25 protein-coding genes are annotated in these 22,959 nt (G+C 72.8%); 7 read left to right on the forward strand and 18 right to left on the reverse strand.

Annotated features, from left to right (window positions below):
- Positions 1–17: 17 nt before the first annotated feature.
- The 14 genes from lgt to BMW78_RS13465 all read right to left on the reverse strand — a co-directional run bounded on the left by lgt (position 18) and on the right by BMW78_RS13465 (position 13,179).
- Positions 18–920, reverse strand: a complete 903-nt coding sequence (gene lgt, locus BMW78_RS13400; protein ID WP_245735845.1) for a prolipoprotein diacylglyceryl transferase — start codon at positions 918–920, stop codon at positions 18–20.
- Positions 917–1,669, reverse strand: coding sequence for a DsbA family protein (locus BMW78_RS13405; protein WP_091760639.1), 753 nt, complete (start codon positions 1,667–1,669; stop codon positions 917–919). Before BMW78_RS13405 ends, lgt begins: the two co-directional genes overlap by 4 nt.
- A gap of 18 nt (positions 1,670–1,687) precedes the next feature.
- On the reverse strand, positions 1,688–2,197 hold the full coding sequence (locus BMW78_RS13410) for a MauE/DoxX family redox-associated membrane protein (RefSeq protein ID WP_091760642.1): 510 nt from the start codon (positions 2,195–2,197) through the stop codon (positions 1,688–1,690).
- Positions 2,198–2,204: 7 nt separating this feature from the next.
- Positions 2,205–3,098 carry a tryptophan synthase subunit alpha gene (trpA, locus tag BMW78_RS13415; protein ID WP_091760645.1) on the reverse strand — a complete coding sequence of 298 codons (894 nt, stop codon included), beginning with the start codon at positions 3,096–3,098 and terminating at the stop codon, positions 2,205–2,207.
- Positions 3,095–4,327: a tryptophan synthase subunit beta gene (gene trpB, locus BMW78_RS13420; protein ID WP_091760648.1), complete on the reverse strand. Its 1,233-nt coding sequence runs from the start codon at positions 4,325–4,327 to the stop codon at positions 3,095–3,097. Before trpB ends, trpA begins: the two co-directional genes overlap by 4 nt.
- Entirely contained in the window at positions 4,324–5,115 is a 792-nt protein-coding gene (trpC, locus tag BMW78_RS13425) for an indole-3-glycerol phosphate synthase TrpC (RefSeq protein WP_091760651.1), read from the reverse strand. The genes trpB and trpC overlap by 4 nt, the downstream gene beginning before the upstream one ends.
- Positions 5,116–5,151: 36 nt before the next feature.
- Positions 5,152–5,559 carry a DUF2752 domain-containing protein gene (locus tag BMW78_RS13430; RefSeq protein WP_091760654.1) on the reverse strand — a complete coding sequence of 136 codons (408 nt, stop codon included), beginning with the start codon at positions 5,557–5,559 and terminating at the stop codon, positions 5,152–5,154.
- Between the two features lie 30 nt (positions 5,560–5,589).
- On the reverse strand, positions 5,590–5,838 hold the full coding sequence (locus BMW78_RS13435; RefSeq protein ID WP_091760656.1) for an HGxxPAAW family protein: 249 nt from the start codon (positions 5,836–5,838) through the stop codon (positions 5,590–5,592).
- Positions 5,839–5,900: 62 nt separating this feature from the next.
- Positions 5,901–6,542, reverse strand: coding sequence for a Trp biosynthesis-associated membrane protein (locus BMW78_RS13440; protein WP_091760660.1), 642 nt, complete (start codon positions 6,540–6,542; stop codon positions 5,901–5,903).
- Positions 6,539–8,161 (reverse strand): anthranilate synthase component I, encoded by a 1,623-nt coding sequence (locus BMW78_RS13445; protein WP_091760663.1) that lies wholly within the window; start codon positions 8,159–8,161, stop codon positions 6,539–6,541. Before BMW78_RS13445 ends, BMW78_RS13440 begins: the two co-directional genes overlap by 4 nt.
- Entirely contained in the window at positions 8,154–8,573 is a 420-nt protein-coding gene (gene hisI / locus BMW78_RS13450; protein WP_091760666.1) for a phosphoribosyl-AMP cyclohydrolase, read from the reverse strand. The genes BMW78_RS13445 and hisI overlap by 8 nt, the downstream gene beginning before the upstream one ends.
- Before the next feature lie 172 nt (positions 8,574–8,745).
- On the reverse strand, positions 8,746–9,474 hold the full coding sequence (locus tag BMW78_RS13455; protein WP_091760670.1) for a VOC family protein: 729 nt from the start codon (positions 9,472–9,474) through the stop codon (positions 8,746–8,748).
- Positions 9,475–9,574: 100 nt separating this feature from the next.
- The gene (locus BMW78_RS13460) at positions 9,575–11,356 is read right to left on the reverse strand and encodes an ABC transporter ATP-binding protein (RefSeq protein WP_091760673.1); all 1,782 of its coding nucleotides are present in this window, start codon (positions 11,354–11,356) and stop codon (positions 9,575–9,577) included.
- Complete coding sequence (locus tag BMW78_RS13465) at positions 11,353–13,179, reverse strand: ABC transporter ATP-binding protein (RefSeq protein WP_091760678.1); 1,827 nt, start codon at positions 13,177–13,179, stop codon at positions 11,353–11,355. Before BMW78_RS13465 ends, BMW78_RS13460 begins: the two co-directional genes overlap by 4 nt.
- 71 nt (positions 13,180–13,250) lie before the next feature.
- Between BMW78_RS13465 and BMW78_RS13470 the strand changes: the two genes are divergently transcribed.
- On the forward strand, positions 13,251–13,892 hold the full coding sequence (locus tag BMW78_RS13470; RefSeq protein ID WP_091760971.1) for a TIGR03085 family metal-binding protein: 642 nt from the start codon (positions 13,251–13,253) through the stop codon (positions 13,890–13,892).
- Between the two features lie 93 nt (positions 13,893–13,985).
- Here the strand turns inward: BMW78_RS13470 and hisF are convergent, their stop codons facing one another.
- Complete coding sequence (hisF, locus tag BMW78_RS13475; protein ID WP_091760974.1) at positions 13,986–14,759, reverse strand: imidazole glycerol phosphate synthase subunit HisF; 774 nt, start codon at positions 14,757–14,759, stop codon at positions 13,986–13,988.
- Positions 14,760–14,790: 31 nt separating this feature from the next.
- Between hisF and BMW78_RS13480 the strand changes: the two genes are divergently transcribed.
- Entirely contained in the window at positions 14,791–15,369 is a 579-nt protein-coding gene (locus BMW78_RS13480; protein WP_091760681.1) for a nucleoside/nucleotide kinase family protein, read from the forward strand.
- 91 nt (positions 15,370–15,460) lie between these two features.
- Positions 15,461–16,273, forward strand: coding sequence for an alpha/beta fold hydrolase (locus tag BMW78_RS13485; protein WP_091760684.1), 813 nt, complete (start codon positions 15,461–15,463; stop codon positions 16,271–16,273).
- A gap of 46 nt (positions 16,274–16,319) precedes the next feature.
- On the opposite strand, the gene BMW78_RS13490 is transcribed toward BMW78_RS13485, so the two are convergent.
- Positions 16,320–17,024, reverse strand: a complete 705-nt coding sequence (locus BMW78_RS13490) for a PBS lyase heat domain-containing protein repeat-containing protein (protein WP_091760688.1) — start codon at positions 17,022–17,024, stop codon at positions 16,320–16,322.
- Positions 17,025–17,202: 178 nt separating this feature from the next.
- Between BMW78_RS13490 and BMW78_RS13495 the strand changes: the two genes are divergently transcribed.
- The 4 genes from BMW78_RS13495 to BMW78_RS13510 all read left to right on the forward strand — a co-directional run bounded on the left by BMW78_RS13495 (position 17,203) and on the right by BMW78_RS13510 (position 21,599).
- Entirely contained in the window at positions 17,203–18,516 is a 1,314-nt protein-coding gene (locus BMW78_RS13495; protein ID WP_177180388.1) for an HNH endonuclease signature motif containing protein, read from the forward strand.
- Between the two features lie 115 nt (positions 18,517–18,631).
- On the forward strand, positions 18,632–19,207 hold the full coding sequence (locus BMW78_RS13500; protein ID WP_091760694.1) for a DUF5655 domain-containing protein: 576 nt from the start codon (positions 18,632–18,634) through the stop codon (positions 19,205–19,207).
- A gap of 2 nt (positions 19,208–19,209) precedes the next feature.
- Positions 19,210–20,379: an FUSC family protein gene (locus BMW78_RS13505; protein ID WP_218144354.1), complete on the forward strand. Its 1,170-nt coding sequence runs from the start codon at positions 19,210–19,212 to the stop codon at positions 20,377–20,379.
- Positions 20,380–20,393: 14 nt separating this feature from the next.
- Positions 20,394–21,599, forward strand: a complete 1,206-nt coding sequence (locus BMW78_RS13510; RefSeq protein ID WP_245735846.1) for an MFS transporter — start codon at positions 20,394–20,396, stop codon at positions 21,597–21,599.
- A 24-nt stretch (positions 21,600–21,623) separates the two neighbouring features.
- Here BMW78_RS13510 and BMW78_RS13515 read toward each other — a convergent pair whose 3' ends face one another.
- A complete protein-coding gene (locus BMW78_RS13515) occupies positions 21,624–22,103 on the reverse strand; it encodes a PH domain-containing protein (RefSeq protein ID WP_245735847.1) in 480 nt (159 codons plus the stop codon).
- 8 nt (positions 22,104–22,111) lie between these two features.
- A complete protein-coding gene (hisG, locus tag BMW78_RS13520) occupies positions 22,112–22,957 on the reverse strand; it encodes an ATP phosphoribosyltransferase (RefSeq protein WP_091760702.1) in 846 nt (281 codons plus the stop codon).
- Positions 22,958–22,959 lie beyond the last annotated feature (2 nt).

Here is a 22,959-nt window from a genome sequence, read left to right on the forward strand (position 1 = left end):
CTAGTATGTGAGCGGCCTTATCCCGGATGATGAGACGTTTCGAGCGTGGCCTCCGCCACTCTCGCGCGCTTGGCGAAGAGGGCGAAAAGACCCACGCCGAGCAGGAAGACGAGGATCGAGGTCCACACGTTGACGCGCACGTTGAAGATCTTGTTCGCGGTGTCGCTGCGCATCAGCTCGAAGACGATCCGCCCCACCGGGTAGCCCGCGATGTAGAGCGCGAAGACCTGCCCGCGGCGGAGGGAGAACCGGCGGTCGGCCAGCACCAGCAGCAGGGCGAGCACGAGGCACCACAGCGACTCGTACAGGAAGGTCGGGTGGAAGGTGCCCAGCACGATCGGGTTCCCGGCGGCGTCGCGCACCGCCTGGCCCTTGGACTGGTCCCACTCGTGGATGGTCAGCGCCCACGGCACGTCGGTGTGGCGGCCGTAGAGCTCGTTGTTGAACCAGTTGCCCCAGCGGCCCAGCGCCTGGGCCACCGCGACACCGGGCGCCGCGCTGTCGGCGAAGTCGAGGAACCGGACGCCGTTGCGTCGGCAGCCGATCCAGGCCCCCAGCGCACCGAGCGCGACGGCTCCCCAGATGCCGAGGCCGCCCTGCCAGATGAACAGCGCCCTGACCGGCTGCCCGCCCTCGCCGAAGTACGGCTGGGGCGTGGTGATCACGTGGTAGAGCCGGCCGCCGACGATGCCGAAGGGCACCGCCCACGCCGCGACGTCGAGGGCCTGCTCCGCGGTGCCGCCCCGGTCCACCAGCCGGCGCCCGGTGATCCAGACCGCCACGACGATGCCGGCGAGGATGCACAGGGCGTAGGCGCGCAGGGTCAGCGGACCGAGGTGCCAGGCGGCGACGACCGGGCTCGGGATCGCGGTCGTCAACTGGGTCGTCAGGTGAGTCGACAGGTGGGTCTCGATCGTCACTGGGTGGCGGCCTTGACCTGCGCGGCGAAGGTCTGCGGCGTCAGGCCCTGGAGCTGCAGCGGCTTGCCGTTGAGCTTGATCGTGGGCGTGCTGTTGACCCCGTCCTTGGCCGACTGGGTCTGCACCGACTCGACGTACTGGTTGTGGTCACGCGCGTCGTAGCACTTCTGCCACCGGTCCACGCCGGCGCCGTTGATGCCGGAGGCCTCGGCGACCTGCCGCAGCTGGGCGTCGGTGTAGCCCTTCCCTTCCTGCGCGGGCTGGATGGCGTAGAGGCCGCGGAAGTACGGCAGGAAGGCGTCCTGGTCGGCCGCACAGAAGGCGGCGTTGGCGGAGCGGTTCGACGAGTCGTTGTTGAGGTTCTTGTCGAGGAACGACAGCATGTGCACGCGCAGCCTGAGCTGGTTGTTCTGCGCCATCTCGTTGACCTGGTTGCCGAAGGCGTCCTCGAACTGCTTGCAGGCCGGGCACTGGAAGTCGGCCCAGATGTCCAGCGTCGGCACGTTCGCGGGGGCCGAGGGGTTGGCCACCAGCCCGACGCCCATCGCGGACGCCCCCACCGGCAGCGAGCTGCCGCCCTTGGAGAGGTCGGACTTCTTGTTCTGGTCGGCGATGATGACGCCGGCCACGATGGCGGCGATGGCCAGGACGGCGACGACGGTCGCCACCACGATCCGGTTGGCGCCGCCCCGGCTCTTCGGGGTGGCCGCCTCGATCTTGGCCCGGCGGTCCGAGGTCTTGCTGGCCATGGTGCTGGTTACCTTCCGTTACGCGAACAGGGTGCGTTCGAGGCTGTATGCCGTGCGCGGCCGGGTCACGAGCCACGCAGCGCAGAGGACAAGCCCGACATCACGGAGTATTTCCTCCAGGTAGCGGGTCTGGGAGGGGTCGATGGTCCCGCCCTGTCCGAAGCAGCCGCAGTCGATGCTGATCCCGCGGGCCCAAGCCGAGGCGATGCCGATGATGAAGGCCACCAGCAGCACACCGGCGATGGCGGCCGCGGTGCGGGTGAACAGCCCCAGCACCAGCAGAGCGCCCAGCAGCACCTCGAGGATGGGCAGGCCGTAGCCGACGTAGGTGGCCAGGTCGAACGGGAGGATCTGGTAGGCCTGCACCGCCCGGGCCGAGACCTCGGGCTTGGCGACCTTGAGCAGGCCGGCGACCAGCATGACCCCGCCGAGCAGCAGTCGCGCGACCAGCCCCACGAGGTCGAGGGTGCGCGGGCGGCGCAGCAGGCCGGGCTCCCCCGCCTGCGACCGCTCCGAGACCAGGTTCATGCCGCGCTCATGCCCGGGTGCCCTCACGCACCCCGGCGGCGAGCTCGGCGACGACGTCGCGCAGCCGGGCGATCCCGGAGTCCAGGTCGTCGGCCTCGGTGAGGCAGCGGACCAGGGCCGAACCCACGATGACGCCGTCGGCGAAGCTCGCCACCTCGGCGGCCTGCGCACGGGTGGAGACGCCCAGTCCCACGCAGACGGGCTTGTCGGTGACCGCCTTGGTGCGGCCCACGATGACCGAGGCGGCGTCGCCGAGGTCGGCCCGGGCGCCGGTGACGCCCATGTGGGAGGCGGCGTAGACGAAGCCGCGGCAGGCGCTGGTGACCGACACCAGCCGCTGCTCGGTCGAGCTCGGCGCCACGAGGAAGACCCGGTCGAGCCCGGTCTCGTCGGTGGCCTCGATCCACGCCGCCGCCTCGTCGGGCACGAGGTCCGGGGTGATCATCCCGGCCCCACCGGCGGCAGCGAGGTCACGGGCGAAGGCCATCGGCCCGTAGTGCAGCATCAGGTTCCAGTAGGTCATGCCCAGGGGCGGGGCGCCCGCGTCGCGGATGGCCCGCGTGGCGGTGAAGAGGTCGTGCACCCGTGCCCCGCGCTTGAGGGCCTGGTCCGCGGCATACGCGATGACCGGCCCGTCCATCAGGGGGTCGCTGTAGGGCACGCCGACCTCGACGATGTCGACGCCGGCCTCGACCATGGCCACCATGGCGCGGACCGACCCGGGCACGTCGGGGAAGCCGACGGGCAGGTAGCCGACCAGGGCGGCGCGACCCTCCTCGCGACAGCGCTGGAGGACCCCGCCGACGCCGAGGCCGGCCTCGGGGCCGGCCGCGGCGGCAGTGCCGGTGGGCGCGGCCGCCTGCGTGGAGCCGGCCGTGCTGGTGGGGCTGGCTGCACTCACTGGGCGTTGCCCTCCTCGTCGATGAGCCCGAACCAGTGGGCTGCGGTGTGGACGTCCTTGTCGCCACGTCCGGACAGGTTCACCAGCAGCAACGCGTCAGGACCCAGCTCGGTGCCCACCTCCATCGCGCCGGCCAGTGCGTGGGCCGACTCGATGGCCGGGATGATGCCCTCGGTCTTGCACAGGAGCTCGAAGGCGCGCATGGCCTGCTCGTCGGTGGCGTAGCGGTACTCCGCCCGGCCGGAGTCGCGCAGGAAGGCGTGCTCGGGCCCCACGCTGGGGTAGTCGAGCCCGGCGGAGATCGAGTGGGACTCGATGGTCTGGCCGTCCTCGTTCTGCATGAGGTAGCTGAACGTGCCGTGCAGCACCCCGGGCTCGCTCGCGGCGAAACGGGCCGCGTGCCGGCCGCTCTCGATGCCCTCTCCCCCGGCCTCGACGCCGACGAGCCGCACGTCGGCGTCATCGATGAAGCGGTGGAAGATGCCCATCGCGTTGGAGCCGCCACCGACGCAGGCGATGACGGCGTCGGGCAGCCGGCCGGCGAGGTCGAGCACCTGGGCCCGGGCCTCCACGCCGATGATCCGGTGGAAGTCGCGCACCATCTCGGGGAACGGCGCGGGGCCGGTCACGGTGCCGAGCAGGTAGTGGGTGTTGTGGACGTTGGTCACCCAGTCGCGCAGCGCCTCGTTGATGGCGTCCTTGAGGGTGGCCGACCCGGTGGGCACCGCGACGACCTCGGCGCCGAGCATGCGCATCCGGGCGACGTTGAGCGCCTGGCGCTCGGTGTCGACCTTGCCCATGTAGATGCGGCACTCCAGCCCCATGAGCGCGGCCGCGGTCGCCGTGGCGACACCGTGCTGGCCCGCGCCGGTCTCGGCGATGACGCGGGTCTTGCCCATCCGCTTGGTCAGCAGGGCCTGGGCCAGCACGTTGTTGATCTTGTGCGAACCCGTGTGGTTGAGGTCCTCGCGCTTGAGGATGACCCGGGCACCACCGCAGTGCTGCGCGAACCGCGGCACCTCCGTGACGAGGCTGGGTCGGCCGGTGTAGGTGCGGTGGAGGTGCTCGAGCTCACCGAGGAAGCCGGGGTCGAGCATCGCCTTGCGGCGTGCCTCGTCGAGCTCCTCGAGCGCGGGGATGAGGGCCTCGGGGACGTACCGGCCGCCGAACTGGCCGAACCGGCCGGGGCGCGGGACGTCGACGGGGGCGTGCTCGTGCTGCTGGGTCATGAGGGTGCTCCCGCGGTGATGAGGTCGTGTGCGGCGGTCTGCGGGTCGCCCCCGATGACGAGGGCCTCCCCGACCAGGACGGCGTCGGCACCCTGGGCCGCGTAGGCCGCGGCATCCTGGGGCCCACGGACACCGGACTCGGCGACGCGGACACAGGTGTCGGGGACGAGCGGCGCCAGCCGGGCGAAGGTGTCGGGGTCGACGTCGAGGGTCTTGAGGTTGCGCGCGTTGACGCCGATCACGCTGGCGCCTGCGTCGAGGGCCCGGCGGGTCTCCTCCTCGTCGTGCACCTCCACGAGGGCGGTCATCCCGAGGGAGCGCACGAGGTCCTGGAGCGCGACGAGCTGGTCCTGCTCGAGGGCAGCAACGATGAGCAGCACGATGTCGGCGCCGTGGGCCCGGGCCTCCCACACCTGGTAGTCGGTCACCACGAAGTCCTTGCGCAGCACGGGGATGCGCACGGACGCCCGCACCGCGTCGAGGTCGGCCAGGCTGCCGCGGAACCGGCGCTCCTCCGTGAGCACGCTGACCGCGGTCGCTCCCCCGGCCTCGTAGGCGGCCGCGAGCGAGGCGGGGTCGGCGATCGAGGCCAGGTCACCCTTGCTGGGGCTGGCCCGCTTCACCTCGGCGATGAGCGACAGGCCCGGGCGGCGCAGCGCGCCCTCGGCGTCGAGGGCGCGAGGGGCCTGCTCGGCGAGGCGGCGCACCTCCTCGAGCGGGACGGCGGCTTCGCGCGTGGCGAGGTCCTCGCGCACGCCGGCGATGATCTCGTCGAGGACAGTGGGCATGCCGCAAGGCTAACTGGCACGTCCCCCGTGCCCGGGTCAGGGTCGGAGTGCGGACAAGCCGGGCAGCAGCCGCACCAGGCCGAAGACCACCAGACCCACGAACCAGGCGACCAGCAGCGTCGTCGAGTGGCGACGCAGCGGCACCGGCCGGGCGGAGGCCGCGGCCACGGTCCACACCGCGAAGGCGAGCACGGCCAGCCCCGCCGTGCCCACGGCATACAGGTTGGAGTGCACCGCGCCGGCGAGCTGGCCGTGGAGCAGGTCGTTCGTGGCCCGCAGGCCTCCGCACGCCGGGCACGGCACACCGGTGAGCAGGAGGAAGGGGCAGCGCCCCCAGGACCCTCCGACATGCGGGTCGCGCACCACGAGGGCTGCTGCCAGCGCGGCGCCGGCCAGCGCGACCACCGCGGGTGCGCGCAGGCGGGAGGTGAGCCCGGTGGTCACCGCTCGCCCGTCACGCGTCGGGCCCCCGGGTCAGCGGATGCCGGAGTGCTGCTCGGTCTGGCGCGGCTCGGGCACGTCCTTGGCGCCGTAGCCGGCCATGCCGAGGACCTTGCCGGCGACGGCACCGAGCAGGGCGATCACGATGCCCACCCAGAAGAGGATGGGGGTGGCGACGAGGACACCCCAGGAGGCGACCACGCAGCCGGCGAGGATGATCGCCACGGCCGTCCAGGCGGCGACGCTGTGGCCGTGGTCTTCGTGCTGCTCGTGCTCAGCCATGGTGGCGACAACTCCTGTGGTGCGAGTGTGGTGCGAGTGCGGTCAGTCTGCCCGCCATTGTGTCAGGTGCCGGGACGCTCGTCGCGTGTGGCCGGGTCCCCTGGCCCCGCTGAGCCATCCGCGCCGGTCGAGGTGGGGTCCTCGCCGGCGTCGAGGCGGTCCCAGTCGCTGGCCACCCGCTGGCCACGGGCGCCCGCCCGGTCGGTGGGCGTCTCGTAGCGGGCACCAAGGCCCTGCCAGCGGCGCGAGCCGACCCACCCGCCGACGGCGCACGCCACGAGCAGCACCACGCCGACGAGCGCGAGCCAAAGCCATGCCGTCACTGCGGCCCGGGTCTCGATGGTGCCGGTGCGGCCGGTGCTCGCCGCCGCGACGGAGCCGAGCACGCCTGACGGGTCGAGGAGCACCCGACCGACGAAGAACGCCTCGGCGACGGCCACCAGGAGCAGCAGCACCAGCGTCACCCGGCGCACCCCGCGGCCCGAGGTCGTGCTCGCGATGGCCGCGGCGAGGGCGGCCAGGGCCAGGGCCACCACGCCGGAGGCCACCTGCGTGCCGGTGCCGGTGATGCGGCTGGCGCCGAGCACGGCGTCGTCCACGGTGCCGGTGACCCAGGTGCGCGAGCCGCTGACCAGCAGCAGCCCCGCTCCGACGAGGGCCAGCAGCACCACGCCGCTCTTGGTCGTGGGGTCGAGCCGCCTCATCGCACGGCCGCCCGGGTGTTCTCGGCGGCCGCGGCGGCCGTGGCCGCGGGCGGGGTCGCGGCCACGGTCCGCAGGGCGCCCGCCGCGGCGACGGCTCGCAGCGCGGCCGCCGCCTTGTTGACGGTCTCCTGGTACTCCGACTGCGGCACGGAGTCGGCCACGATGCCCGCGCCGGCCTGCACGTGGGCGACGCCGTCCTTGACGACGGCCGTGCGGATCGCGATGGCCATGTCGAGGTCGCCGTGGAAGTCGAGGTAGCCGACGACGCCCCCGTAGACGCCGCGCCGGCTGGGCTCCCACTGCTCGATCAGCTGGAGCGCGCGCGGCTTCGGGGCGCCGCTGAGGGTGCCGGCCGGGAACGTCGCGGCCAGCACGTCGTAGGCCGTGCGGTCGTCGCTGATCTCGCCGACGACCGTCGACTCGAGGTGGGTGACGTGGCTGTAGCGGCGCACGGTCATGAACTCGACCACGTCGACGGTGCCGGGCTTGCAGACGCGTTGCAGGTCGTTGCGCCCGAGGTCGACGAGCATGACGTGCTCGGAGCGCTCCTTGGGGTCGGCCAGCAGGTCCTCGGCGAGCACCCGGTCCTCCTCCGGCGTCGCGCCACGTGGTCGCGAGCCGGCGATGGGGTGGGTGATGGCCCGCCGGCCAGTCACCTTCACCAGGGCCTCCGGGGACGAGCCCACGACGTCGTATGCCGTGCCGTCGGGCGCAGGCAGGCGCAGCAGGTACATGTATGGGCTGGGGTTCGAGGCGCGCAGCACGCGGTAGACGTCGAGCGCGTCGGTGGGGCAGGGGGTCGAGAACCGCTGCGAGACGACGACCTGGAAGACCTCACCGGCGCGGATCGCCTCCTTGGCGTCCTCGACCATCTGCTCGAAGGCGGCCTCGGTGAAGTTGCTCCCCACCTCGTCCAGGGCGTGGTTCAGCGCGTCGGAGTCGACGACCGCGACGGTGCTCTCGGCCGGCTCGGCGAGGTCGGCGGTCATCCGGTCGAGCCGGTCGACCGCGTCGGCCCACGCCGCCTCCACCCGCTCGTCGGTGGCGTCGTAGTTGACGGCGTTGGCGACGAGGAGCAGCGACCCGTCGGCGTGGTCGAGCACGGCGAGGTCGGTCGCCAGCATCATGGCGAGCTCGGGGATGCCGAGGACGTCCGGGGCCGTCGACGGGATGCGCTCCCACCGGCGCACCGCGTCATAGCCCACCATGCCGACCATCCCGCCGGTCAGGGGCGGCAGGCCCTCGACCGGTTCCGTGGCCAGTGCCGCGACGGTGTCGCGCAGGGCCTCGAGGGGGTTGCCGGAGGTGGGCACGCCCACCGGGGGCTCGCCGACCCAGCAGGCCTGGCCGTCCTTCTCGGTGAGCGTCGCGCGGCTGGCGGCGCCGACGATGGAGTAGCGCGACCACACGCCGCCGTGCTCGGCGGACTCGAGCAGGAACGTGCCCGGCTGGTCCTTGGCCAGCTTGCGGTAGACGCCGACCGGGGTCTCGGCGTCAGCCATCAGGCGGCGCACGACGGGGATGACGCGGCGGTCACGGGCGAGTTCCTGGAACTCCTCGAGCGCGGGCCACGTGGTGCCGAACGACAGCTGCGGGCGGGGTGCGGAGCCGTCAGCCACGCGCGTCACCCTCCAGTGCGGCCGGGTCGCCGTCTGTGGTGACCGACTGGTCCGTGACGATCGGCAGGTCGCGACCGTCGAAGCAGGTGCGCGAGCCGGTGTGGCAGGCCGCGCCCACCTGGTCTACCTGCACCAGAAGGGCGTCGCCGTCGCAGTCCAGGGCCACGCCCTTGACGTGCTGGACGTTCCCGGAGGTGTCGCCCTTGCGCCAGTACTCGCCCCGCGAGCGGGACCAGAAGGTGACCCGCCCCTCGGTCAGGGTGCGGCGCAGGGCCTCGTCGTCCATCCAGCCGAGCATGAGCACCTCGCGGGTGTCGTGCTGCTGGATGATCGCGGCGACCAGGCCGTTGCCGTCGCGCTTGAGGCGGTCGGCGACGGCCGGGTCGAGGGCCGGTGTGGCGTCAGAGGTCACCCCGCCATTGTGCCGGGTCCACTCCGCAGCACCCGAGGCGCACCGGTCAGGTGGACGGTGGGCAGGGGCGGCCAGGACGGCCTGGGCGGTCAGGTGGACGGTGGGCAGGGGCGGCCAGGACGGCCTGGGCGGTCAGGACGGTCAGGGGCGACGACCTGGGTGGTCTGGGCGGTCAGGGGGCGAGGACGCAGAGCTCGTTGCCGTCGGGGTCGGCAAGGACCACGCTGCCCCGACGGTGCGGGGCGGCGCCGAGCGGCGCGTCGAGGCGGGTCGCACCGAGCGACAGCAGCCAGTCCACCGCAGCCTGCTGGTCGCCGCCGTCGGGGACGACGTCGAGGTGCTGGCGGTTCCGGCCCACCTTGGGCGACACCGGCGGGCCGCCCCACGAGATGTTGGTGCTGCCCCCGGACGCACGGATCGAGGTCTCCTCGTCCTGGTCCCAGACGAGCGGCCAGCCCAGCGCCTCGCTCCAGAACCGCCCGACCGCACGGGAGCCGTCGCAGGTGACCTCGGCGAGGAAGCCGCACTCGGCGAGGAACCGGTTGCCGGGCCCGAGGACGCAGAACTCGTTGTCCCCGGGGTCCGCGAGCACGACGTGGCCCTCCTCGGGCTGCTGCCCGACGTCGATGTGCCGCGCCTCCAGCTCCAGGGCCCGCGCCACCGTCGCCCGCTGGTCCTCTGGAGACTGGCTGGTGAGGTGGAGGTGCAGCCGGTTCGGCGCGACCCTGGGTGTCGTCACCGGAAGGAACCGCAACCGGAAGCCCACGTCCTGACCCGGCAGCAGCTCGACCTCGCCAGCGGCGCCGTCACTGCTCTCCCGGCCGAGGATGGCTGCCCAGAACCGCGCGACGGCGGCGGGGTCGTCGGCGTCGAAGCACAGGGCGTCGAGGTGGCAGGTCATGGTCGAGCTCCGTTCCGTCGGCTGCTCGGGACGCTACGAACCGGGACCTCGCCACCGCAACGCAAATACCAGCGCGCTGGAGGTATGCCGCGGGGCCGGGTCAGCTTCGCTGCTGCGCCGCCCAGGAGGCGTGCAGCGCGGCATACACGCCGTCGCCGCGCACCAGCTCGTGGTGCGGGCCGCGCTCGACGATGCGCCCGGCGTCGACCACCACGACCTCGTCGGCCGCCTCCGCCGTGGACAGCCGGTGCGCGATGGCGATGGAGGTCCGCCCGCGGGTGAGCCCCTCCAGCGCCCGCTGGAGGCGCACCTCGGTCGACGGGTCCACGGCAGAGGTCGCCTCGTCCAGCACGAGGAGGTCGGGGTCGGCGAGGTAGGCCCGGGCCAGCGCCACGAGCTGCCGCTCCCCCGCCGACAGCGACTCGCCCCGCTGCCCCACGTCGGTCGCCAGGCCACGAGGGAGGCCTTCGAGCCAGCCGTCGAGGCCGAGCTCGGTGAGGGCCAGGCGCACGTCCTCGTCGGTGGCGTCGGGGCGGCCGAAGCGGATGTTGTCGAGCAGCGAGGCGTCGAAGAGGAAGCCCTCCTGCGGCACCAGCACCACCCGCTCGCGCAGCGACGAGAACCGCACCTGCCGCACGTCGACCCCGTCGAGGCGCACCTGACCCTCCGTCGGGTCCATGAGCCGGGTCAGCAGCTTCGCGAGGGTCGACTTGCCGGAGCCCGTCTCGCCCACGATCGCGACCCGCGACCGCGGTGCGATGTGCAGGTTGACGTCGTGCAGCACGGCCCCGCTGCCGGGGTAGGCGAAGGAGACGCCGTCGAAGTCGACCGTGATCGGGCCGCGGGGCAGCACCTGGCCCTCGTCACCGGGGTCGGAGACGTCGGCGGGGGTGTCGACGACGCCGATGACCCGCCGCCACCCGGCGACGGCGTTCTGCAGCTCGTTGAGCACCTCGGTGGCCTGCATCACCGGCTGGGTGAACAGGTTGACCAGGAACAGGAACGCCAGCAGCTCACCGAGGGTCATGGCGTCGTTGGTGGCGAGCACCGTGCCGACGACCAGCACCACGGCCAGGGTGAGGCCGGCGACGAGCTGCCCCGACGAGAAGGCGACGACCGACCGCACCTGCGCACCGACGGCCGCCTTGCGGTGGGCCTCGACGGCCTCGTCGATGCGGGCGGCGGTTCGCTCCTCGACGCCGTAGGCACGGATGGTCGCCGCGCCCACCACCGACTCGGAGATGGCGGCCAGCATGTCGCCGACCCGCTCGCGCACGGCGGTGTAGGCCCGCCCGACGGCGGCCTGGAAGCGCCGGATCACCAGCAGCAGCGGCAGGAAGCACAGCCACACCACCGCGGTCAGCGGCGGGCTGTAGACCAGCATCAACACGGTGGCGATGAGGATCTGGCCGAGGCTGAGGATCAGCATGATGCCGCCGAACTGCACGAACATCGAGATGGTGTCGACGTCCGTCGTGACGCGCGCGGTCATCGAGCCGCGCCGCTCGGTGTTCTGGGTCAGCATCGACAGGTCGTGCATGTGGCGGAAAGCCCTGAGCCGCAACGTCGCCAGCCCCGACTCCGACGCGCGGAAGAGGCGGACGTTCACGGCATACGCGCAGAAGGCGGTGACCACCACGGCGATGGCGGAGAGGCCGACGTAGCGCCACACGAGCGCGGTGTCCGGGCCGCCCTCGGCGAGCAGCCCGTGGTCGGTCACCTGCTGCACCGCCAGCGGCACCACCACGCGACCGGCGGTGGTGAGGGCGGCCAGCAGGAGGGTGACGGCCAGCCCGCGGCGCAGCTCGGGCGAGAGCTCCAGCCCGCGGCGCAGGGTGTCTCGGGTGCCGAGGTGCGACGTCGAGCTGATCGTGGTGCTCACTGGGCCGCCTCCTCGTCGGCCGCGACGGCGGCGCGTTCCGCAGCCTCACGGGCGTATGCCGTGACGAGGCGCTCGTAGCCCTCGCACCGGTCGAGCAGCTCGGCGTGGGTGCCGTGGTCGATGACGTGTCCCCGCTCGAGGTAGATCACGTCGTCGGCCAGGACGATGGTCGACATGCGGTAGGCCACGACGAGCACCGTGGTGCCGGCGCTGGTGGAGCGCAGCGCGGAGAGGATGGACAGCTCCACGGAGGGATCCACGGCGCTGGTGGCGTCGTCGAGCACCAGCAGCTGCGGCCGACGAATGACCGCGCGGGCCAGGGCGACTCGCTGGCGCTGGCCGCCTGACAGGCTCGCGCCCCGCTCGCCGACCCGGGTGTCCAGGCCGTGCTCGAGGTGCTGGACGAAGCCGGTGGCCTGCGCGACCTCGAGTGCCTCCCAGACCTGCTCGTCGGTGAAGTCGCCGCCGAGGGTGACGTTGCCGCGCACCGTGTCGTCGAACATGAAGGTCTGCTGCGGCACGAGCACCCCGACCGACGGGACGCCGCCGCGGGTGACCTCCCGGACGTCGACGTCGTCGATGGTGACCGACCCGCGGTGGGGGTCGACCAGGCGGAGGGTGAGGTTCGTCAGCGTCGACTTGCCGGAGCCGGTCGGGCCGACCAGCGCGGTGGTGGAGCCGGCCGGCACCTCGATCGTCACCCCGTGGATGGCCTGGTGCTGCGAGAGGCCACCCTCCTCGTCGACCACGTCGTAGAGGTAGTCGACGCCGCTGAGGTGGGCGCCGGACGCGCCCTGCTCCGGGATGTCTCGCTCGCCGTAGGTCATCTCGCCGGTCGCGCGCAGCACAGCGTCGACCCGCTCCCAGCCGACCACGGTGCGCGGCAGCTCGCCGAGCACCCAGCCGAGCGCGCGCACCGGGAAGGCGAGGATCGAGATGAGGTAGGCCATCTGGACCACCTCGGAGGGGGTGATCGCCCCGGAGGCGACGCGGCCGGTGCCGACCGCCAGCACGAGCAGCGTGCCGATGGTGGGGATCGCCTCGATGACCGGGTCGAAGGTGCCGCGGGTGCGCCCGACGGCGATGTTGGCGTCCTTGAGCTTGTTCGCGACGACGGCGAAGCGCTCGGTCTCCTCCGCCTCGCGGCCCATCGCCTTGACGACCAGCCCCGCCTCGAAGCTCTCGTGGGCCACCTCCGACACGTCGGCGCGCAGCTGCTGGGCGCGGGTGACCCGGGGCGACATGTGGCGCTGGAAGACCATGTTGGCGACGAACAGGGCCGGGAAGACGGTGAGCCCGATGAGCGCCATCACCTGGTCGACGGCGAGCATCTGCACCACGCCGGCGACGAGCATGATGACCACGCCGAGGGCCATCGGCAGCGGCGCGAAGACGTTCCAGGTGGCCTCGACGTCGGCGTTGGCGTTGGAGAGCAGCTGGCCCGAGGGGTGCCTGTGGTGCCACGACAGGGGCAGGCGGAGGTACTGCCGGGTGACCTGCCTGCGGAAGTCCGCGCCGACGTTGTACATCGTGACTCCCGCCGCGACACGGCGGATGACGACGCCGATGACGTTGAGCAGCACCACGCCCACCATCCAGCCCGCGATCGCGAGGAGCTGGCTCGTGGTGACCTCGCCGGCCTCGACGGCGGGCGTGACGTACTCGCGCGTGACGCGGCCGATGACCCAGGCGGTGCCCACGGTCATCACGCCGTAGAGGGCGCTCCCGGCGACGGCGAGGGCGAACCACCAGGGCTGTCGGCGCACGCCGATGCGGATGATGCCGAAGCTCCGACGCAGCGTCGGCACAGCGGCAGTGGACACACGCAGCTCCTGGGAAGGAAGAAGGAGGGGGCGATCTGCAAGCCTCTCACGCGGCAGGCATGATGGCGCGCATGACCCACCACGCCCAGGCCGAGCGCGCAGCCCTCTGCGACACCTTCGAAGCGGTCGGGCCCCACGCGCCGACCCTCTGCGACCCCTGGGACACCGCCGAGCTCGCGGCGCACCTGGTGATCCGGGAGCGGCGGCCGGACCTCGCCGTGGGCATCGTGGTGCCGAACCTGCGCGCCCGCACCGAGCGGGCGCAGCGGTCGTATGCCGCGAAGCCATGGCCCGAGCTCGTCGACCTCGTGCGCACCGGTCCCCCGGTGTGGTCGCCGACCCGGCTCGGCCCGGTGGACGAAGCGGTCAACATGCTGGAGTTCTTCGTCCACCACGAGGACGTCCTGCGGGCCCGGGCCTCCGGCCCCCAGCGCGAGGTGGGCGAGGACCTGCAGGCCGCGCTGTGGTCGTCCCTCGGCCGCCTTGGCAAGCTGCTCTTCCGGCGCGCCCGCACCGGCGTGGTGCTCCTCGCGCCCGGCCACGGCCGCCTGGTCGCGCACGGCCCGACCGGACTGGGCACCGTGATCCTGCAGGGTGAGCCGACCGAGCTGGTGCTCACCGGGTTCGGGCGCCCGCAGGCGGCCGCGATCGAGCCGCAGGGCTCCGCCGACGCGGTCCAGGCGCTGCTCGCCAGCCCGCTCGGGCTCGGCTGACGGGCCAGCCCGCTCGGGCTCAGCTGACGGGCCGGTCAGCGCCGGCTCGGCCGATCGCGCAGCCGGTGGGTGGACCGAGCGCTCCGAACCGGCTCAGCGGACGCAGATGCCCTCGGCGCGCAGGGCGGCCTTGACGTCACCGACGGTGAGCTCGCCGAAGTGGAAGACGCTGGCGGCCAGCACCGCGTCGGCGCCCGCCTTGACGGCCGGGGCGAAGTGCTCGACCGCGCCGGCGCCGCCGCTGGCGATGATCGGGATGTGGACCTGGCTGCGCACCTCACGGATCAGCTCGAGGTCGTAGCCGTCCTTGGTGCCGTCGGCGTCCATGGAGTTGAGGAGGATCTCGCCGGCCCCGAGCTCCGCGGTCCGAACGCACCACTCGACGGCGTCGATGCCGGTGCCGGTGCGGCCGCCGTGGGTGGTCACCTCGAACCCGCCGAGCAGGCTGCCGTCATCACCCCGGCGGCGACGGACGTCGGCTGAGAGCACCAGCACCTGGGAGCCGAACCGGGCCGCGATCTCGCTGATGAGCTCCGGGCGCGCGATGGCAGCCGTGTTGACCCCGACCTTGTCGGCTCCGGCTCGCAGCAGCCGGTCGACGTCGTCGACGGTGCGCACTCCCCCGCCGACGGTCAGCGGTATGAAGACCTGCTCGGCAGTGCGCCGCACCACGTCGTAGGTCGTCTCCCGGTTGCCGCTGCTGGCGGTGACGTCGAGGAAGGTGAGCTCGTCCGCACCCTGCCGGTCGTAGGCCTTGGCCAGCTCCACCGGGTCGCCCGCGTCGCGCAGGTTCTGGAACCGCACGCCCTTGACGACACGGCCGGCGTCGACGTCGAGACAGGGGATGACACGGGTGGCGACGCTCACCGGCACAGGGTATCCGTCTACGCTGGCGGCCATGTCCGGTGACCTCATGGCGGAACGCGTGGCCGTCGTGGTCGCCCACGTCGACTCCAGCGAACCCCGTTGCGGCACAACGCGGCTGGTGGTGGTCGACGGCCCCAGCGGCGCGGGCAAGACCACGCTCGCGCGCCGGGTCGCCGACGAGCTGTCCGCCCCCACCGTGCACATGGACGACCTCTACCCCGGCTGGGACGGGCTGCACGACGGTGTCCTGAGGGCTCACGAGTGGGTCGCCGAGCCGCTCAGCCGCGGACTCCCCGCCCGCTACCGGCGGTGGGACTGGGCCCTGGACCGGTACGCCGAGTGGGTGCAGGTGCCGGCGTCCGACGTCGTGGTGCTCGAGGGCTGCGGGTCGGCCGTGCGGCCGGTCGGCGACGCTGCCTCGACGGTCGTGTGGGTGGAGGCCGACGAGCCGGTCCGGCACGCGCGCGGAATGGCGCGCGACGCGGCATACGAACCGTTCTGGGACCGGTGGGCCGCCCAGGAGAAGGACCTGTATGCCGTCGACGGCACCCGGGCGCGCGCCGACCTCCTCTTCGACACCACCGGCGACGGTTACGTGCCGCTGCGGTGACCTGCCGCTGGTCCGTTCTCGGGACCATGGACCCGCCGACCTCGTCCTTCTGCACCTGTTGGCGCAGCCGGTGGCGACCTAGCCTGCGAACGTGGGCCAGCTCGGCCAGCGGGAGCGAGTCACCCTGTCGACGGGAGTGACCGTCCCGGTCACGCAGCAGGGGGACCCATCGGGTCCTGCCCTGGTGCTGATCCACGCCTGGGCAGAGGCCACCGGCAGCTTCGACCGGCTGGTGCCCCGGTTCCCGCGGTGGCTGCGGATCGTCGCCTTCGACCTGCGCGGCCACGGCGGTGCGTCCCGGCCGCCCGACGGGTACCGCCTCATGGACTTCGCGGCCGACGTGGTGGCGGTCCTCGACCACCTCAGGATCGACAGGGCCACGCTGGTCGGCTCGTCGAGCGGGGGCTACATCGCCCAGCAGGTCGCGCGTGTGCACCCCACGCGCGTCGCGGGCCTGGTGCTCGTCGGGTCCCCGCACAGCATGCGCGTCCGGCCGCCCTTCGCCGACGAGGTGGAGCGGCTGCGCGACCCGGTGGACGCCGACTGGGTGCGGGCGTCGCTGAGCTGGTTCCCCCTCTACGCGCGGGTGCCCGAGTGGTACCTGCGGGACCGTGTGCAGGACGGCCTGAACACCCCGGCGCTCGTGTGGCGCAAGACGCTGCAGGGGTTCCTGGAGGCCGAGCCACCGACCTTGCGCCAGCGCCTGCCCGGGCCCGCGCTGGTGGTCTGGGGCGCGCACGACCGGGTGCTGTCGCGGGCGAGCCAGGAGGCGCTCGTGCGCTCGATCGAGGACTCGAGCCTGCTCGTCTACGAGGACACCGGCCACCTCGTGCTGTGGGAGCAGCCCGTCCGGGTTGCCAACGACGCGACCCGGTTCGTGGAGACCATGGTCGCCACCAGTTGATCGCCTCCACGGACCAGAGCGGCGCCGGGGACAAGAGCTGAGCTGGCTACAAGAGCTGGGCGAGCCGCTTCTTCTTCCGGTTCTCCCGCACGACCCACGCGACGTCGGCGTCGCCTTCGGCCTCCTCGGTCAGCGCGGTGAACAGGGGCAGGCCTCGCTCGGGGTCGGCGGCGACGGCCACGCTCCAGCAGTAGCCCAGCCCCTGGCGCAGCACCCGCAGGTGCGGGTCGCGCCGCTGGTCCGGTGGCGTGGCGGCCAGGCGCTCGGTCGACACTCGGCACGCCTCCAGTGCTGCTGCGACCGCCTCCTCGCTCCTGAGCAGGCGCGGTTCACAGATGCCCGCCACCGCTGCGCGCTGGACGAGCGGGTCGGGGTCACGCGCCCAGGCATGAACGACGAGGAGCAGTCTCGGCAGGTCGGCGTCCCCCACCCGCTGGATTGCCATGGCCACCGCCTCACGCACCCGCCACCGCTCGTCGGAGGCGTAGACCCAGAGCCGCGCCTCCAGGTCCGGGGACGGGTTCTCGGCCAGCTTTTGGCCGAGAGCGACGACCCCCGCGAAGGTCAGGTACTCGTCGCCGGTCGCGAGAAGGTCCTCGACGACCTCCGGGTTCGCCTGGTCAGCGAAGGCCTGCGCCAGCTCAATGTTGCCGCGCGGCCCCGGGAGGTTGGAGTGGTCGGTGAGGTAGCTCCGCCACTCGCTGCTCGGGAGCTCGCGCAGAGCCGTCCGGTACTCCTCGACCCGGGTCACGTCTCCAGCGTAGGACCGTTGGTCCACAGGCTGCTGTATGCCGCCACACCATCCACAGGTGACGCCTTGTCGCTTGCGCGAGGCGACTCGGTATGCCGCCAAAGTGCCTGTGCCACAGACCTTTCCGTTCGCTCACGGTCAAAGTGGGTTGTCGGCGGTCGCCCCTAGTGTTGTGGTCATGGAGGGGACACCAGCGACGCAGCTGAGCCTGGCCGAGTGCCGGGAGCTGATCGCTGCCACCACGGAGGCGCTCCGAATGGTGGGCGACATGACGTGGCAGGCCCCGTCCGGTGGTGGTCCCGACGGTCTGTCCGGGCTGATGGGCGAGGTCGACGCCCTGGTGATGGCCGGCGAGGCCGGCAGGGTGGCGGTGCTGCGGGAGGCGATGAACCGCGGCGAGTCCGACGGCGGGTCGGCGGCGCTGACCACCGCGCAGTGGGTCCGTCGCCACGCCCCGTCGACCATCGCCGGTGGGGCGGCGGCCATCGTGTCGGTGGCCACCGCGTTCGGCAAGCGCGCCAACGGCCCGGTGAAGGAGGCGGTCGAGTCCGGCCGGCTGCCGGTGCGGTCCGCGGCGGTGGTGGTGTCCGAGGCCGACAAGCTGCGACCGCTGCTGGCGGACGGTGCCGAGCCGCACGTGCTCGAGGGGCTGATCGGGATGGCCGAGCAGCACGGCCCGTCCGGGTGCCGGCTGCTGCGCGACGGGCTGATCGCCAAGTACGGGCGCCAGGACGTGCTCCAGGACCAGCAGAACATGGGCAAGTCCTTCATCCGGCTCTCCCAGCCCCAGGACACCGGCGCAGAGACCTTCGAGTACCGGCTCACCCTCGACGTGGAGGGCAAGGCCGTCCTCGAGGCCGCGCTCGGGCCGTTGTCGGCGCCGAGACCGGTCGACGGGGAGCGCGACCTGCGCAGCAGCGACCGGCGCCGTGGTGACGCCCTCATCTCCCTGGTGCGCCGGGCGGTCGGAGCCGGGGACGAGGTCGGCAAGACCAACAAGACCACCCTGCTGCTGACGATGAGCTACGACGACCTCAAGGACCGGCTCGGGGCGGCCACCACCCTCGGGGGCCTGGACGCGGGCACCCACCTGGCCCCCGAGACGGTGCGGCGGCTGTGCTGCGACGGGTCCGTCATCCCCATCGTCCTGGGAAGCGGCGGCGAGGTCATGGACTGGGGTCTGGAGAAGCGGTTCTTCACCGACGCCCAGACCAAACGGCTCTGGCTGCGCGACGGCGGCTGCACCTACCCCGGGTGCGGGGCGCCCCCGCAGTGGACCGACGCCCACCACCTCGTGCACTGGGCCGACCTCGGACCCTCCGACCTGGCCAACGGGGCGCTGCTCTGCGAGCGGCACCACACCATCGTCCACACCCGCCGCCTGGCTGGTCGCGTCGTGCAGGGGTCGTTCGGGGAACGGGTCGAGTGGGACCTCACCCGCGGCTCATACGACGACCTCCTCGCCCGCCGCGCCGCGCAGGAACCAGCGTGACCCCGCCCCACACCCCGCCAGCCGCCGGCGGGGCCATCGGCATGTCCGGGTCGACGTCGGTGACGCACTGAGCACGCACAGCGCGGCGGGGGGACGTCACCGCCATAATCGCCGCATGGAACCGGCAGACATGATGGCCGCCGTCACCGCCTCACTGAAGGAGCGGACCGGTCGCACCCTCGAGGACTGGGTGGAGGAGGTGCACAAGGCAGGTCTCGACCCGCTGGACCAGAAGTCGGTGCGCAGGTGGCTCAAGGACGAGCACGGGGTGCCCCAGAACTCGCAGTGGGCCATCGCCGACGCCGCCGCCCGCAATGCCGGCTGGGTCCGCCCGGATACTGACAGCTACACCGACACCCTCTACTCCGGCGCCAAGGCCCACCTGCGACCGGTGCACGACGCCGTCATCGCGCTCGCTGAGGGGCTGGGCGACGACACCCACCGCGAGGGCCGCAGCACCTACATCCCCGTGGTGCGCGCGACCCAGTTCGTGGCCGTGGGCCCCGGACCCCGCGACACGGTGCGGGTCGGCTTCCGGTACCGCGAGGACGTACCCGACGACGAGCGCCTCTCGCCTGCCAAGGGGTTCGCCCAGGCGACGCACTGGCTGCACCTGTCGGCTGACGCCGACGAGGACGACCTGCGCTCACTCGAGCCCCTGCTCGAGGCTGCCTACGAGCAGAACGCCTGAGCGTGACCGCTTCTGACCGTTTCTTCCCCCGCCCCGCCGAGCTGGCGCCGCGGGCTGCCCGACGGTCACGGTCCGAGGTGCGGGCCCGCCTCCTGCGCCTGCGCCAGCGCTCGCTCTTCATCCTCCAGTGCGGGGTCGGCGCGAGCATCGCCTGGTGGGTCGCCAAGGACCTGCTGCACCACCCCCAGCCCTTCTTCGCCCCGGTGACAGCCGTCGTCTCGCTGGGCCTGTCCTACGGCCAGCGCGTGCGCCGCGTCGCCGACGTCATGATCGGCGTGGCCATCGGCGTCTTCATCGGCGACCTGTTCGTGCACTACTTCGGCTCCGGGGTCTGGCAGATCGCCCTGGTCGCCATCGTGGCGATGAGCCTCGCCACGCTCATGGGCGCGCGGCAGCTCCTCATGACCCAGGCGGGCCTCCAGGCCGTCATCGTCACCACCCTCATCGCGCAACCCGGCCAGGCGTTGTCCCGGTGGGTCGACGCCGTCGTCGGAGGCGTCGTCGCCCTGGCCATCACGCTGGTGGCACCGACCGCACCGGTGCGCCGGCCCCGCCAGCGGGCCGCCGCCGTCGTGCGCGAGCTCTCGGCGATGCTGCGCGACACCGCGACGTCCCTGCGCGAGGGCGACTACGACCTGGCGTCGCGGACCCTGGCCCGCGCCCGGGCGTCCGAGTCGATGCTCACCGACCTCCGAGAGGCGTCGGCGGAGGGTCTGGCCGTCGTGCGCCTCTCCCCCATCCGGCGGCGGGACCTGCCCTCGGTGCAGGTGATCGCCAGCCTCCTCGAGCCGCTCGACCGGGCCATCCGCAACCTGCGGGTCCTGGTGCGGCGCGCCTCCATCGCCACGTGGCGCCGGGAGCCGGTGCCCACGGCATACCTGTCGCTGCTCACCAGCCTCGCGGAGGTGACCGACGAGATCGCCGGCGAGCTCGCGGAGCGACGCCTCCCGGAGGCGTCCCGGCGCGGTCTCGCCGCCATCGCCGAGCTCAGCGCCGTCATCGACCCCAGTGCCGGTCTGTCGAGCGAGGTCATGCGGGCGCAGATCCGCTCCATGGTCGTCGACCTGCTGATGCTCACGGGGCTGCCCTACGAGGAGGCGCGCGAGTACGTGCCCGAGTCGATGGGCGGCGAAGGCCCCGACGACCCCGATGAGGAGCTGAGCAGCCACTGAGGCAGACTGCGCCAGTGAGCTCGCAGGAGAACGTCGGACGTCGCCACCTGCCACCGCTGTGGGTCATGGCCCTCGGCCTGGTGGCCGTGGCCGCCAACCTGCGCACCGTGATGGCCAGTGTCCCGCCGCTGGTGCAGACGATCTCCAGTGACCTCGGGCTGTCGAACGCCGCCATGGGCGCCCTGACCACGCTGCCCGTGCTCTGCATGGGTGTCTTCGCGCCCACCGCACAGCGGCTGGCCGGCCGCATCGGCGCCGCCGCTGCGGTGGAGGCGGCCGCCGCCTGCCTGGCCGTCGGCACCGCGCTGCGCTTCTTCGGGGGTCAGGTGTGGCCCCTGTATGCCGGCACGTTCGTCGCCGGCGTCGGCATCGCCATCGGTGGCACGCTCCTCCCCGGCCTGGTGAAGGAGCTCTTCCCCCCGCAGCGGTCGGGGCTGGTCACCGGTCTCTACATGTTCGCCATGATGGGCGGCGCCACCGCGTCGTCGGCCATGGCCGTGCCCCTGCGCGACTGGCTCGGCAGCTGGGAGGGCTCGCTGGCGTCGTGGTCACTGCTCGGGGTGGTCGGCCTGCTGGCGTGGCTCCCGGTCACGCGGGGCGCGAGCCGGCACCGCGCCGCCAACCCGCCCGTCGCGGTCGACCACCGCCTCCCCTGGCGGCACACCACGGCGTGGCTCGTCGCGGCCTACCTGTCGGTGCAGTCGTGGCAGTTCTACTCGTCCCTCGCCTGGCTCGCGCCGACGTACGTCGCCGAGGGATGGGACCCGACGCACGCGGGGTACCTGCTGTCGTCCTTCTCCTTCGCGCAGCTCGTCTCCGGGCTCGTCGGCCCGACCCTGAGCGACCGGGTGCACGAGCACCGGCTGCTGCTCTTCGGCGCCGGTGCCTTCGGCCTCGTCGGGCTGCTGGGCCTGTGGCTCGCGCCCGAGGCCGCCCCGTGGGTCTGGGCCGTCGTGCTCGGCCTCGGCCAGGGTGCGGCGTTCTCCCTGGCCCTGGTGCTGATCGTCGACTACGGCGCCACGCCGGCCGGCAGCGGCCGGCTCGCCGGCATGGCCTTCCTCATCAGCTACACGATCGCCTCGCTGGGACCGACCACCATGGGAGCGGTCCGCGACGCCACCGGTGGCTTCGACGCGGTCTGGCTCTCGCTGATGCTCGTGATGGTCGTGCAGCTCGCGCTGGTGCGACAGCTGCGGCCCGGCCTCCGGCAGGTCCCCTGACCCGTGCCAGTCGCGGGCGCCGCGTCACTCCGCGGTGACGTCCGGGCTCGCCGCGCTCGGGCCGAGAGCCTGCACGAGCGCGGCCAGCCGGCTCGCCTCGGCGCGGGCGTAGTCGCCGTCGGCCTTCTGCACCGCCATCACCGCGATGGTCTCGGTGTCGTCGAGCTCGAGCGTCACCCACGGGTCGCCGCCTGCGAACCGCAGGTCGACCACGCTCTGCCACGGCACCGTCCGGGTCGTGAGCAGGTTGCGCACGGTCAGCGCCTCACGGGTCGGGGTCGCCCGGATCGTCGCGTAGCGCCCCAGCAGGGCCGCGATGGCGAGGCCGACCGCCGCCAGGAAGACGCGGTCACCGAGCCGCCACTGGCCGCCCTGATCGGGACCCGGGAGCAGCACGGCGATGAGCCCGAACACGATCACCGACAGGGCGGCGAACCCTGACGACACCACGCGACCGCGGCGGGGCCGGAACGTCGCGAAGGCGCCCGTCTCCTGCTCAGACACGCCGGCCCTCAGAGCCGGCAGGCGGCGATGTCGGTGACGAGGATGGCACGGGCCCCGAGGTCGTAGAGCTCGTCCATGATCGCGTTGGTGCGGTTGCGCGGCACCATCGCCCGCACGGCCGCCCACTCCTTGTTCTGCAGCGGGGAGACCGTCGGCGACTCGAGACCCGGGGTGATCGCGCAGGCCTGCTCGACGAGCCCGGCCGGCACGTCGTAGTCGAGCATCACGTAGTGGCGAGCGGTGATGACACCGGTGAGCCGGCGGCGCAGCACCTCGACGGCCGCCGTCTCGTGACTGCCCTCGCGCCGGATGAGGACCGCCTCGCTGCGCAGGATCGGGTCGCCGAAGACCTCGAGCCCCTGGCTGCGCAGGGTCGCACCGGTCTCGACGACGTCGGCGATCACGTCGGCGACGCCCAGGGTGATGGCCGTCTCGACCGCGCCGTCGAGCCGCACCACCTGGGCGCTCACGCCGTGGTCGGCCAGGTGCTTCTCGACCAGCCCGGCGTAGCTCGTGGCGACGCGGCGCCCGGCGATGTCGGCGACCTCGGCGCACTCCCCCGGCCGGCCGGCATACCGGAACGTCGAGGCACCGAAGCCGAGCGCCATGACCTCGATCGCGGCGCTGCCGGAGTCGAGGAGCAGGTCACGGCCGGTGATGCCGCAGTCGACCGTGCCGGAGCCGACGTAGACGGCGATGTCGCGCGGGCGCAGGTAGAAGAACTCGACCTCGTTGTCGGGGTCGACGAGCACGAGCTCCTTGGAGTCGCGGCGGACGCGGTAGCCCGCCTCGCGCAGCATCCCGGCGGAGGCCTCGGCCAGAGAGCCCTTGTTGGGCACGGCAATTCGCAGCATGG

It is taken from the genome of Pedococcus cremeus (genome assembly GCF_900111375.1).
GTDB lineage: Bacteria > Actinomycetota > Actinomycetes > Actinomycetales > Dermatophilaceae > Pedococcus_A > Pedococcus_A cremeus.

Excerpts from the sequence above, each read along its gene's own strand:
- BMW78_RS13405 (WP_091760639.1), bottom strand. The coding sequence starts at position 1,669 with ATGGCCAGCAAGACCTCGGACCGCCGGGCCAAGATCGAGGCGGCCACC.
- BMW78_RS13410 (WP_091760642.1), bottom strand. The coding sequence starts at position 2,197 with ATGAACCTGGTCTCGGAGCGGTCGCAGGCGGGGGAGCCCGGCCTGCTG.
- trpB (WP_091760648.1), bottom strand. The coding sequence starts at position 4,327 with ATGACCCAGCAGCACGAGCACGCCCCCGTCGACGTCCCGCGCCCCGGC.
- trpC (WP_091760651.1), bottom strand. The coding sequence starts at position 5,115 with ATGCCCACTGTCCTCGACGAGATCATCGCCGGCGTGCGCGAGGACCTC.
- BMW78_RS13435 (WP_091760656.1), bottom strand. The coding sequence starts at position 5,838 with ATGGCTGAGCACGAGCAGCACGAAGACCACGGCCACAGCGTCGCCGCC.
- BMW78_RS13440 (WP_091760660.1), bottom strand. The coding sequence starts at position 6,542 with ATGAGGCGGCTCGACCCCACGACCAAGAGCGGCGTGGTGCTGCTGGCC.
- BMW78_RS13455 (WP_091760670.1), bottom strand. The coding sequence starts at position 9,474 with ATGACCTGCCACCTCGACGCCCTGTGCTTCGACGCCGACGACCCCGCC.
- BMW78_RS13470 (WP_091760971.1), top strand. The coding sequence starts at position 13,251 with ATGACCCACCACGCCCAGGCCGAGCGCGCAGCCCTCTGCGACACCTTC.
- BMW78_RS13480 (WP_091760681.1), top strand. The coding sequence starts at position 14,791 with ATGTCCGGTGACCTCATGGCGGAACGCGTGGCCGTCGTGGTCGCCCAC.
- BMW78_RS13495 (WP_177180388.1), top strand. The coding sequence starts at position 17,203 with ATGGAGGGGACACCAGCGACGCAGCTGAGCCTGGCCGAGTGCCGGGAG.
- BMW78_RS13500 (WP_091760694.1), top strand. The coding sequence starts at position 18,632 with ATGGAACCGGCAGACATGATGGCCGCCGTCACCGCCTCACTGAAGGAG.
- hisG (WP_091760702.1), bottom strand. The coding sequence starts at position 22,957 with ATGCTGCGAATTGCCGTGCCCAACAAGGGCTCTCTGGCCGAGGCCTCC.